The organism is Eubacteriaceae bacterium Marseille-Q4139 (assembly GCA_018223415.1).
Classification (GTDB): Bacteria; Bacillota; Clostridia; order Lachnospirales; family Lachnospiraceae; genus CABSIM01.
Genome location: JAGTTQ010000001.1, coordinates 783889 through 796055, shown reverse-complemented (window position 1 = coordinate 796055; position 12167 = coordinate 783889). Strand labels below are relative to the sequence as shown.

General features: G+C 53.3%; 10 protein-coding genes. 7 read left to right on the top strand and 3 right to left on the bottom strand.

Features of this window, described 5'->3' with window-relative positions; translation table 11 throughout:
* Positions 1 to 34 precede the first annotated feature (34 nt).
* Positions 35 to 436, bottom strand: coding sequence for a helix-turn-helix transcriptional regulator (locus KE531_03880; protein ID MBR9952768.1), 402 nt, complete (start codon positions 434 to 436; stop codon positions 35 to 37).
* 229 nt (positions 437 to 665) lie between these two features.
* Here KE531_03880 and KE531_03875 point away from each other — a divergent pair, with 229 nt between their 5' ends.
* Positions 666 to 2273 (top strand): glutathione ABC transporter substrate-binding protein, encoded by a 1608-nt coding sequence (locus KE531_03875; GenBank protein ID MBR9952767.1) that lies wholly within the window; start codon positions 666 to 668, stop codon positions 2271 to 2273.
* A gap of 191 nt (positions 2274 to 2464) precedes the next feature.
* Positions 2465 to 3850 (top strand): amidohydrolase, encoded by a 1386-nt coding sequence (locus KE531_03870; GenBank protein ID MBR9952766.1) that lies wholly within the window; start codon positions 2465 to 2467, stop codon positions 3848 to 3850.
* Positions 3851 to 3925: 75 nt separating this feature from the next.
* On the opposite strand, the gene KE531_03865 is transcribed toward KE531_03870, so the two are convergent.
* Positions 3926 to 4516 (bottom strand): nitroreductase family protein, encoded by a 591-nt coding sequence (locus tag KE531_03865; protein MBR9952765.1) that lies wholly within the window; start codon positions 4514 to 4516, stop codon positions 3926 to 3928.
* Positions 4513 to 5511 (bottom strand): LysR family transcriptional regulator, encoded by a 999-nt coding sequence (locus KE531_03860; GenBank protein MBR9952764.1) that lies wholly within the window; start codon positions 5509 to 5511, stop codon positions 4513 to 4515. Before KE531_03860 ends, KE531_03865 begins: the two co-directional genes overlap by 4 nt.
* A gap of 147 nt (positions 5512 to 5658) precedes the next feature.
* Between KE531_03860 and KE531_03855 the strand changes: the two genes are divergently transcribed.
* The 5 genes from KE531_03855 (at position 5659) to KE531_03835 (ending at position 11737) form a co-directional block, all read left to right on the top strand.
* The gene (locus KE531_03855; protein ID MBR9952763.1) at positions 5659 to 7095 is read left to right on the top strand and encodes an amidohydrolase; all 1437 of its coding nucleotides are present in this window, start codon (positions 5659 to 5661) and stop codon (positions 7093 to 7095) included.
* 21 nt (positions 7096 to 7116) lie between these two features.
* On the top strand, positions 7117 to 7830 hold the full coding sequence (locus KE531_03850; protein MBR9952762.1) for a DUF5058 family protein: 714 nt from the start codon (positions 7117 to 7119) through the stop codon (positions 7828 to 7830).
* A gap of 13 nt (positions 7831 to 7843) precedes the next feature.
* A complete protein-coding gene (locus tag KE531_03845) occupies positions 7844 to 8512 on the top strand; it encodes a hypothetical protein (GenBank protein ID MBR9952761.1) in 669 nt (222 codons plus the stop codon).
* 121 nt (positions 8513 to 8633) lie between these two features.
* Complete coding sequence (locus KE531_03840; GenBank protein ID MBR9952760.1) at positions 8634 to 10463, top strand: LTA synthase family protein; 1830 nt, start codon at positions 8634 to 8636, stop codon at positions 10461 to 10463.
* A 140-nt stretch (positions 10464 to 10603) separates the two neighbouring features.
* The gene (locus KE531_03835; GenBank protein ID MBR9952759.1) at positions 10604 to 11737 is read left to right on the top strand and encodes an anion permease; all 1134 of its coding nucleotides are present in this window, start codon (positions 10604 to 10606) and stop codon (positions 11735 to 11737) included.
* The last annotated feature ends 430 nt before the right edge of the window (positions 11738 to 12167 follow it).

Genomic DNA, 12167 nt, shown 5'->3' with positions numbered 1-12167 from the left:
CACAGATCCATCACAATCCATGCAGAAGCCCTTTTTATTCTCCCTTTTTCTCCAGATCCTTAAGCCCTTTATAATAAGAAAGAAGCGGGGCATGCAGCCCTTCCAGCTCTTCCTCCTCCGGTTTGATTCCGTGTCTTTCCAGCAGGCCGACGGTATAGCGGTGAGCCGAAAAATACTGGAGCATTCTTGTCAGAAGTTCCTTTTCCCCCTCATTCAGTTCTGAGATATCAAGCGTCTCCTCCGATGTCCGATCCAGAAGGAAATCCGTCGTCACGCGGAACAGCGAGGCCAGCTCGACGACATACTGGGTTGACGGGACACTGATGCCCATTTCCCATGCATTGACGGCGGAACGGGAAATCTGGAGCCGCCTGGAGAGGTCGGCCTGGGTGAGCCCGTTTCTGGCTCTCAGCTCTTTTATTCTGTCTCCAATCATGTGTCCCTCCTTTTTTCTATACTATACAGGCACCGCCGCGCAATTACATTATTTTAAAAGATAATAAAAAATTTTTTATTTATATTATACTATCATAAAAGATAATTTAATTTGACAATTAGCAAAAACGGGAGTATAATTTTGTAAAAAAGAAAGGCAGAAAGGGGGCATGAATTTCATTCAGCCAGTCAAAAGGCTTTAAAAATTTCCGTATTGGGAGGGATTTACTATGAGAAAGAGAAGAACAGCCGCCGCACTTTTCCTGGCGGCATCCATGCTTCTGTCGGCCTGCGGTTCGGGGGTACAGCAGGATAATGGTACGGAAGCGGCAGCCGAAACGGCAGGCTCCGGGACGGCGGAACAGACGGCCGGGGAGACGGCAAAAGAGGCCGCCCAGGCAGGAGACGGAAGGCGCGATATCATCGCCGCCAACAGCAGCGATATTCAGTCCATGGATCCTGCGGCCGGCGTGGATTCCCCGTCGGCTATTTTAAACAAGCATATTTACAACGGCCTGACGAAAATTGACGAAAACAAAGAGGTTGTCGGCGACCTGGCCGAAAGCTTTGAGATGGTGGATGACGTGACTTATAAATTTAAGCTGCGGGAAGGCGTCAAATTCCACAACGGCGAAGAATTAAAAGCCAGCGACGTGAAATTTACGCTGGAGCGGTGCAAGACCATGCCAAAGGCCATGTCCAATGCTTCGGCCATCGACCACGTTACCGTGGAAGGCGATTACGACCTGACAGTCCATCTGAATAAGCCGTACCCGTCGCTTCTATATATCCTAAACGACACAAGCATGAAGATCCTCTCGGAAAAGGCTGTTACCGAGGCCGGAGAGAGCTACGGCGAGAACCCGGTGGGCACAGGCCCGTTTAAGTTCAAAGAATGGGTTCCCAACGACCACTGGACGTTGGAGCGGTTTGACGACTATTTTGATGGGCCGGCAGAGGCGGCGTCCATCACAATGCGGATTATCCCGGAAGGAAGCGCCAGATGCATCGCCCTTGAGACGGGAGAAATCGACCTGACGATTAACGTGGATCCGACGGATGCCGTGAACATCGAGTCGAACCCGGATCTGATGCTTGAGAGCCACCCGTCTTCGTCGGTGGAGTACCTTGCACTCAACACACAGAAGGAAGCCTTAAGCGATGTGCGGGTGCGCCAGGCCATTGCCTACGCCCTCAACCGCCAGGAATTTGTGGACACCATCGTGGAAGGTCGCGGGGAAGTTGCCAACTCCTTTATTGCCAAGACGATTCCGGGCTGGAACGAGGAGCTTGAACCGTATCCGCAGGATGTGGAAAAGGCAAAAGAACTGTTGGCTGAGGCCGGTTACGGAGACGGGCTTTCCTTAAAGATCTACGTTTCCGGCGATGTGCGGAACCGTTCCGCCCAGGTGGTGCAGGCGCAGCTGAAAGAAGCCGGCATCGACGTGGACATCAATGTCTATGAATGGGGCGCGTTCCAGGATTCCATCAACGCCGGGGAACATGACATGCTGATTCTTGGCTGGACGAATACGACGTGTGATCCGGAATACAGCACAACGCCGCTGTTCCACTCGAAAAACTGCGGAATCGGCGGAAACCGCGCGTTCCTTCAGGACGAAACTCTGGACGCCATGATCGATGCGGCCAGCGTTCAGACAGACAACGAAAAACGTCTTCAGGAATATAAGGACATCCAGGCCTACTTAAAGGAACTCTGCCCATGGGTGCCGCTTTATTATAAGAGCGACATGGTTGGACGGCGTGCTGATTTAAAGGGCTTTGAATTCAACCAGAATACAGCGATCCATTATCTTGGAAACTGCCATTACGAATAAGGTACAAAAGACGCAGGAAGGGCATGACGTTTGTCCCGGCCTGCGTCTTCTGCGCTCTGAAAAGAGAAAAAAATATTATGTAAAATATACAGAAAATATTGCTGTTGCAAAGAAATTTTGGATGGATTATAATAAAAGCAGCATCAATTAGAGCAATCTTTATTAAAATCCAAAAGAAAGAAGGAATATCCATGCTGGAGACAATCGCTGTAAAAGCCATTGAAAAAAACGAGAAGCTGCTCACCGATCTGGCAAAAAAGATCTGGGAGTACCCGGAGATCGCCTACAATGAGGTAAAGGCCTGCCAGTGGACGGCCGAGGTGCTAAAAAGCCTTGGCTTTGAAGTGGAAGTAGGCTATGCCGGTCTGCCAACGGCCATCCGCGCCGTCTGGGGAAAGGGCCATCCGGTTATCGGCTTCTTAGGCGAATATGACGCCCTGCCCGGCCTGAGCCAGAAAGTGAGCACGGAAAAAGATCCCGTCGAATACGGCGCGCCCGGACAGGGCTGCGGCCACAACCTCTTAGGCGTTGCCTGCCTTGGCGGCGCACTGGGAATGAAGGCCGAGTTGGAAGAGCGCGGGATGGAGGGAACGGTTGTCTTTTACGGCTGCCCGGCGGAGGAAGCCCTGACAGGAAAGACCTTCATGGCGAGAAACGGGGCTTTTAAGGATCTGGATGTGGCACTGGCCTGGCACGGCGGCACGAGGAACGAAGTAAATGTGGGCTGCTCCAACGGCTTAAACAGCGCCATTTTCCACTTTAAAGGCATCACGGCTCATGCAGGCGGAGATCCCCACAACGGACGTTCCGCCCTGGACGCTGTGGAGCTAATGAACGTAGGCGCCAACTACCTGCGGGAACATGTGACAAGCGACGTGCGGATCCATTACGTCATCAAAGAGGGCGGCGTGGCTCCCAACATCGTGCCGGACAACGCCAGCGTATGGTATTATGTGCGCGCCCAGAGCCGCGAGGCCATCGACGACGCATACCGCCGCCTTGTGCTTGTGGCGGAGGGCGCAGCCCATATGACCGAGACCCAGCTTGAAATCGAATTTTTAGGCGGCTGCTACAACACGCTGGACAACGAAGTCCTGGCGCAGGTGGCCCATGACTGCATGGAAAATATCGAAAGCCCCAAGTGGACGAAGGAAGAGCTGGAATTTGCCGAAAAGCTGAATCTGGCAAGCCCGAGATACCAGAAGATGAAGGACGCCGGGGAGTTAGAAGGCCCGGCCATCCATTCGGCGGTGTCGCCGGTGACGCACCGCAACGGATACGGCTCCACCGACGTGGGCGATGTGGAACATATCGTACCCGGAATCATGGTGAATACGGCCACCTGCAACCTGGCTGCCCCGGGCCACAGCTGGCAGATCACTTCCTGCGCCGGCATGGGCATCGGTGAAAAAGGAATGTTATACGGCGCCAAGGTTCTGGCGGCGACGGCTGTCAGACTGGCAGAGGAGCCGGAGCTGGTGAAAAAGGCCAAAGAGGAATTCGATGCGAACATGAAAGGCAAGACCTACAACTGCCCGATCCCGAAAGAAGTTCCGATTCCTCAGCCTCAGAAATAAATAAGCATTAAAAAGAAATCCCCCCGCAGGCACACCTGGCCGGCGGGGGGAGCTGGCATATGGAATTTTGACGTCCTATATGCGCCAGACAACGGTTTCTTCGAGAGCTTTCCGCGGCCTGGCGGCCGGCGCCTCGTCGGCATATCCCACGGCAAAGGCGGCAAACAGCCCGCCGGTTTCCCCGAGCCAGGCGAGAAGCTCTTCATGGGCAAAATAGGTATCGCAGATCCAGAGGCTCCCGAGTCCAAGATTCACGGCGGCCAGGGACATGTTTTCGATGGCAGCGCCTGCGGACTGGGCATTGCAGATTTCAGAAATATGGTCTTCTGCATTCAGGGGGCGGTCAAGGGGCAGAGCCAGCGGATTTACAATGAAAATCACGACAGGCGCCTGTCTCATGATTTTTAAGGTCTGTTCCGCTCCGCGCAGATGCATGGCGCTCCCTGGGAGAAGAGGCACTTCTTTTTCCCTGAGAAGCCCGGTCTCCATGGCCTGAAGGGCCTTTGCTTTTTCACTTCCTGCTGTGACAATGAATTTCCACGGCTGCCTGTTTTTTGAGGACGGCGCCAGCATGCCGGCCTTTATAATTTCTTCCAGCATGGTTCTTGGAACCTGCGTCTCTTTAAACCGGCGGATACTCCGCCTTTCTGTAATTTCACGTATCATCCGGATACTCCTCTCTTTTCTTTTTCCTGCGTTCCAAAGTCCGAGTCCTTGCCGTAGCATTGCTCCAGGAAGGCGATGTACCGTTTGGCAGCGGCCGGAAGCTCCCGCTCCTTTTGATAGATGTAGCAGAGGCTCTTTCTGTCCTCTCGGATTTCCCTCGGCGGGATATCGGACGGAAGGGGCAGGGAGACAATGCCGAAGTCTTTTTCCTGCTCGCGGGTGGCGGCCGTCCCCAGGGCGATGAAATCCGTGTGGGTCAGGATGTTGTGGAGCGCCGCCCGGCTGTACACATAGACCACCTGCCGGACGCGGTTCCAGTTGATGAGGTTCAGGGAGGAGTCGCCGTAGGCGCTCTGGAGCACATGGGTTTTGTCGTCCTGCATGTCCGGATACAGGACAAAGTTGTACTGGTAAATATCGTCCATGGTGAACGGCTCCTTTTTCTCAAGAAGCGGGTGCCCGGAGCGGACGACAAAATAGGTGCCCGAGTCGAACAGCGTTTCGCAGGCGATGCGCCTGAGCTGGAGAAGCTCCAGAACCGTATCGCGCGTGGAGCTGTTCAGAAGAATGACGCCGATGTCAGCCATATTGGTGCAGACGTCGTTTACAACGTCCATGAGGGTAGTCTCCCGGTAGCTGAACCGAAGGGAAGAATCCGGCGACTCCTCTAACATCCGGAGAAAGGCATCCATGGCATGCGAGGTGTTTGCGGAGCTGACGCGCAGACGGAAGCTGTCGCGGCGCTCGTCAAAGGCTTTCTGGAAGGCTTCGGCACTGGCGATGAGATCCTTTGCCATGTCAAGGAACAGCCGCCCGCTGTCGGTGACGGTGATGCCGTTTTTTGCACGGGAAAAAATGATGATCCGGTATTCTTCCTCTATCTCTTTTAAAATTTTGCTGAGGTACGGCTGAGAGACAAAAAGGGCATGGGCGGCACCGGAGATGGAACCGCGTTTCTCAATTTCTACGATATATTGAAGCTTTTGAAGGTTCATGTTCCGCCTCCATAACTAAATAGTTATAAGATGATAAATATAGGGAATTGGAAAGGCAAGCGCAGGAATGATATAATTATACGAAAATATACAGGGGGATGTCAAACACAAAAAGTTATGGATTCCCCCGGAACCAGGAGGAGAGGAATGGACAACAAAGAACTTGTAATCCGTGCTGTTGAAGAAAAACAGGATCTGATCGTGGATGTCAGCGACAAAACCTTTGATTTTGCCGAGACCGGCTTCCATGAATTCAAGACGGCAAAGCTCTATGAAGAAGTTCTGAAGGAAGAGGGCTTTCAGGTGGAAATGGGGCTTGCCGGAATGCCGACGGCCTTTAAGGCCGTTTACGGCGAGGGGAAACCTGTCATCGGCTATCTGGCCGAATACGACGCGCTTCCGGAGCTTTCCCAGAAGGGCGGCTTGACGAAGCGAGTTCCTACTGACGATGAAAATCCCGACGGACATGGCTGCGGCCACAACCTGCTGGGCGCCGGAACCTTTGCCGCCGCGCTGGCGATGAAGGCTTACCTGGAGAAGAATCCGGGAAAAGGAACCGTCGTTTTGTTTGGCTGCCCAAGCGAGGAAAAGGGAAATGGAAAGACCCTCATGGCGAGAGACGGGATTTTCGACGGCGTGGATGTGGCCTTCACCTGGCATCCGTCGGATACAAACCGTGTCGTGACGACGTCTACGCTGGCTAATGTCAGCGTGTTTTTCCGGTTTAAGGGCATCACGTCCCATGCGGCCGCCGCGCCGGAGATGGGCCGGTCTGCCCTGGATGCCGCAGAGCTGATGAGCGTCGGCGTCAACTACCTGAGAGAGCATATCATTTCCGATGCAAGGATTCATTATGCCTACCGGGACGTGGGAGGCATCGCTCCGAATGTTGTCCAGGGACATAGCTGCGTCCATTATTTCATCCGTGCGCCAAAGTCCTGGCAGGTGCAGGAGATCTATAAGAGAGTCATTGACGTGGCGGAAGGCGCCGCAAAGATGACGGGCACGGAAATGACGTATGAGCTTTACGCCGGCCTTTCCGATTTCATGCCGAACCATGTGGTATCCGGCGTTCTTCAGGAAGCCCTGGAGGAGATCGGCGCGCCTGCTTACGGCGAAGAAGACTTTAAGCTGGCCCATGAATTTTTCTATGACACCTCGACACCGGAAGAGATCGAGAGCAAGAAGGCGGCAATCCGCCGGATGTTCGGCGCGGAAATTGCCGAGGAATATTTTGAAAAGCCGCTGGATACGAGAATCGCCCCCCTGGCCTTTAACGGCGGGATTCAGGCCGGTTCCTCCGACGTCGGCGACGCGAGCTATGTGATGCCGACGGCCTGGCTGTCGACGGCCACGGCAACCCTGGGGACGCCGGGCCACTCCTGGCAGATGACGTCCCACGGGAACACGGAAATTGCCCATAAAGCCATGCTGACGGCAGGAAAAGCCCTGGCCCTCGCGGGAATCAAGATTCTCGAGAACCCGGAGCTTGCCGAAGCGGCGAAGAAAGAGCTTCATGACGAGACAAACGGCGTGTACGAATGCCCGATTCCAAAGGAAATCGGCCCGCGCCTCAATGAGTAAGGGAAGAGGGGGAAAACGAGTATGTCACATTTGGAAGCTGCCAACAGCTCGGTGATGGCGGTTCTTTGCGGAATCACCATCCTGATTGTCCTGCTCCAGCCGATTCTGTTTCTGGCTGCGGCAGTAAAGCGCGGAAAAGAACTGAATATGACGAAGGAGGAGATGAAGAATGCGGCCGTCAGCAGCGCCGTGTTCTCCATCATCCCGTCCCTTCCGATTATTATCAGCTACCTGATCCTGGTTCCGTCCCTCGGGCGGTATTTCCCGTGGCTGCGGTTAAGCGTCGTGGGTTCCGCCTCCTATGAGACCATGGTTGCCAACATGGCGGCCGAGGCCTTCGGACTGGAGTCCATTACGGTGGAAAACATCCCGTTAGATGTTTTCGTCAGCATCGTCTTTGTCGTTACCATCGGCATCCTCGGCGGAAACATCTTCAACGTGTTTTTCTTAAAGACCTACGACAAGAAGGTGGAGAAAATCAAGGGAGAAAACGCAGCCCTTGTTCCGATGATTACGACAGCCATGTTTTTAGGCCTTTACGGCACCATGGCGGCCCCGCACCTGACGAATTTTTCCAGCATCCCGGCGCTTTCCGCGATTCTTGTGGCAGGCATTGCCGCCCTTCTTTTAGGAAAGCTTTCGACGAAGGTGAAGCGGCTTAAGGAATTTTCCTTTGCGCTCAGCATGGTAATCGGCATGCTGGCATCCTGCGTCGTAAATGCAATGCTTGTATAGGGAGGAGACGTCAATGAAAGAAATGAGCTTTTACAATAAAATTCACCTTCTGGGAAGAATTACGGTAATTCTGGCGTTAATCTGCTTTATGGGAGTGCCTTTCGGGCTTTCCATCGTCTACGATGTGCCGCTGGATCTGCCGCATGTGCTCCAGAACGGAGCCCCGATCTTTCTGACCTTTGCAATTTCGGGCATCTGTGAGAACCTGTCCTTTACGCCAATCATCGGAAGCGGCGCCCTCTATATGGCATGTGTGACGGGAAATGTCAGCAACATGAAAATCCCGGCAGCCGTAAACGCCATGGAGGTTGCAGGCTGTGCGGCCGGAACCGACAAGGCCAACGTGATTTCCATCATTGCGGTGGCGGCGTCCACGTTCGTGACGACGGCGATTGTATTTCTGGGAATGCTGTTTCTGGCGCCGATTTTCGAGCCGGTGTACAACAACGAATTCCTTCAGCCGGCCTTCACCAACATGGTGCCGGCGCTGTTCGGAGCCCTGCTGTTCCCGAACATTGCGAAGGCGCCCAAGCAGGCCGTCCTTCCGATTGTGCTGCCGATCATCATTATTTTCATCGTTGGAAGAAGCTTTTTCTCCTCCAACCAGAGCTATATCATGATGGGCGTCATCATCCTGTCCGCCCTGTATTCGTACATGCTTCATAAGAAAGGGATCATCTGATCTCATTTTGTCGTAAAAACGTGAAAAATCTGTGAAAACCGGCAATTTCCATTGTCGAATCCGCAAAAACTGTGCTAAGATAAAAAACGCAGATTGCGGAAAAGAGAGAGGGAGCGTTTTTATGACGAAGGAAGAATGGATCAAGCGGTACGAAAAAATAAGACCAATTATCGGAATTCTGTGCCTGATTCTGGCGCCCTGCGTCAGCTACGCCCTGTTTGAATATGTGACGGGGAATCTGGCACAGATTTCCTTTTTTATGGCAGCGTTAAACGTGTGCTGGATCCTGGCGGTGTACCTTCTGCTGTTTGTGATTTCGGGAAGCACCAGGATTGCCGTGCCCATCGGGGCGGCCGCGTTCTACGCCATGTCCCTGGCGGAGACGTTTGTGGTGGACTTTCGCGCAAGGCCGATCATGATCTGGGACGTGATGTCCGTGGGGACGGCCATGAGCGTCGCGGGAAATTATACCTTTACCATCAGCCGTCCGATGGCGATGGCCGGTGTCTGCACTGTCCTTCTGGCGGCCGTTTCCATTGCCTGCCCGTTCCGGCTGAAAGGGAAAAAAGTCCGGCTTTCCGCGTTTTTCGGCGGGACAGCCGCGGTGTCTGCCTTCGTTTTCTGGTTCTATTCTTTTGCCATTCCCCACTGGAATTTTACCATCAATATGTGGGAGTTTACCGAAACCTACAACGAGTATGGCTACGTCCTTTCCACGGCCGTGTCCGGCCAGTATTTAGTGAAGAAAAAGCCCGAGGGCTATAAGACGTCCGTGGTGACGCAGCTTGCCGAAGAATATAAGGAGGCAGAGGAGACAGAGCATGACGGCCGCATCCAGCCGGTCAACCTGATCTGCATCATGAACGAAAGCTTTTCCGACCTCCGGTCCGCCGGGGATTTTGAGACAAACCAGGAGTATCTTTCCTTTTACAACAGCCTTTCGGAAAATACGGTCAAAGGAAAGGTAATCGTCCCGATTTTCGGTTCCATGACGAGCAATTCGGAGTATGAATTCCTGACGGGAAATTCCATGTCACAGCTTCCGACAAGCTGCATCGCCTACCAGTTTTTGGTACGAAGCAATACGCCGGGACTGGTGGAGACCTTAAAAAGCCAGGGCTACGAGGCCGTCGCCATGCACCCCTACCCGGCGGACAACTGGAACCGGCGGGAATGCTATGCCAACATGGGCTTCGATTTGTTTCTCGATGAGACGGCTTATGAGGGAAGCGAACAGCTCAGGAATTACGTCAGCGACAGGGGCGACTATGAGAAGCTAATCGAAATGGTGGAAAATAAGGAGAATCCGGAAGACCGGCTGTTCCTTTTTAATGTCACGATGCAGAACCACGGCGGCTACGAGGAGACCCACGACAATTTTAATCAGGAGGTCTGGCTCACCGGTGAGCTGGAGGGGAAATTTCCGAAAACAGACCAGTACCTTTCTTTAATGAAGGAATCCGATGAGGCCCTTGAATATCTGATCTCGTATTTTGAGGAGTGCGAGGAGCCGACGATGATCGTCCTTTTCGGCGACCACCAGCCGAGCGTCGAGGACGAATTTTTCGACATCATGGCCGGCCGGCCAAGCAGCGAGGTGCCGGTGTCGGAAAAGTTCATGTGGTACGAAACGCCGTATCTGATCTGGACAAATTATGAGAGCGAGGCGGAGGAAACCGGCCATTTCAGCGCCCTTTATCTCTCCTCTGAGGTGCTTTCCAGAGCCGGGCTTTCGATGACGCCTTACAACAGGTTCCTGCTGGAAATGAAGGAGGAAGTCCCGATTCTCCATCCCTTCGGCTGTGAGGACGCAGACGGCGTCTTTTATACATGGCCGGAGATTACGGCGGCGGGAAGCCCCCACGAAGAGCGGATGCTGGAATATGAATATCTGGTTTACAATTTTGTATATGCAAACGACACGGTCGATGCCATGTTCCGGCTGAATTAACGCCGGAACTTTTCTTATGCGGCGGTGCCCGCATAAGCCGCCGCGCACACTTTTTCCAGCCTGCCGGTTGACACAGGGGAACCTTGTGCTATAATTGGGCACAGGATTTACTGAATGAAAGGAAATGGGGATCGAGAAGTATGAAAAAGCTTATCACCTTTCTAAAACGGGAGACGGTGCTTGCGGCAGCCATTCTGCTTGCGGTTGTCTCCTCTGTTCTTGTCCGTCCGGACATGGAATACCTCGGCTACATTGATTATAAGACCATCGGGCTTCTGTTCAGCCTGATGACGGTCATGGCCGGCTTCAACCGTCTGGGAATTTTCCAGAGGGCCGGGCAGTGGCTTTTAGGGCGCGTTTCGTCCCCGGCGGCCATCGCCGGAGTCCTTGTGTACCTCTGCTTTTTCCTCAGCATGGCAATCACAAACGATGTGGCGCTCATCACCTTTGTGCCCTTTGCCGTCACGGTTTTATCCATGGCAAGGATGGAGCGGCTCATCGTTCCCGTGGTGGTTCTCCAGACCATCGCAGCCAACCTCGGCAGCATGATGACGCCGGTGGGGAACCCGCAGAACCTCTATCTTTACTCCCGCGCCGGCATTCCCTTTTCGGAATTTCTGGTGCTCATGGCGCCTTATACGGCAGTTTCCTTCGCCCTTCTTTTCGTGTGCCTGGTTTTTGTGGGGCGGTACTGGAGAAAGTCCGGTGAAACCACGGCGGCCGTGGAATTTAAAATGCAGGGAGACGGCGGGATGACGGCTTCCGGGAAGCTGGATTTCCTTATTTACCTGGCGCTCTTTTTCGTCGCCATGGCTAGCGTTGCGCGGGTGCTTTCGTGGCAGGCGCTCTGCATCGCAGTCCTGGCTGCTGTTTTCTGGCGGGATAAAAGCCTGTTTTTTGCCGTGGACTATTCGCTTCTTTTAACCTTTGCGGCGTTTTTTATCTTTATCGGGAACATGGGGCGGATCCCGGAATTCTGCGCCGTGCTTGCAGACGTGCTGGAAGGCCGGGAAGTCATCACAAGCGTGGCGGCCAGCCAGGTCATCAGCAACGTGCCGGCGGCCCTCCTGCTTTCCGGCTTTTCCGACCAGTGGGAGAAGCTCATCGTCGGGACAAACCTGGGCGGCCTCGGGACGCTCATCGCCTCCATGGCGAGCCTGATTTCCTATAAAGCCATCGCCGTTCGCTTCCCGGAAAAGAAAAAGAGCTATTTTTCACTGTTTACGGCTTTAAATCTTGTCTTTTTGGCGGTGCTTCTTGTGATGGCACTTTAGGCGGGGAAATCTTTCAAATTTCCTTGACATCCCCGTCCAAATTTGATATCTTTAAAGAAGTGTGAAGAGACATTATCGTTTTCATGCAAATAAGTGACCACTTCCTTCGGGGAGTTAAGCCCAGACGGACAGGCGGGTCAAGTGCCGGCGTGGGAAACCACATTATTGATTGAGTTAAAAGCTCAAATTTTATAAGTTGATTCCTTTATAATCTGTGTTTTCAAACACATCATCTTGTGAAACGGTCAATAAAAGCAGGGACAGTCTATTTGCGATTACAGACTTGAAAACGATAGCAGTCATGGGAATGCTGCCGGAAGCGGCCGGCATTCAGCCAGATATGATATGAATCGTAGAAGCGGATGATGGGAGACTGTCATCCGCTTTTTGATTTATGAAGAACGCTATGCGAGGACGCATATTTTTACAA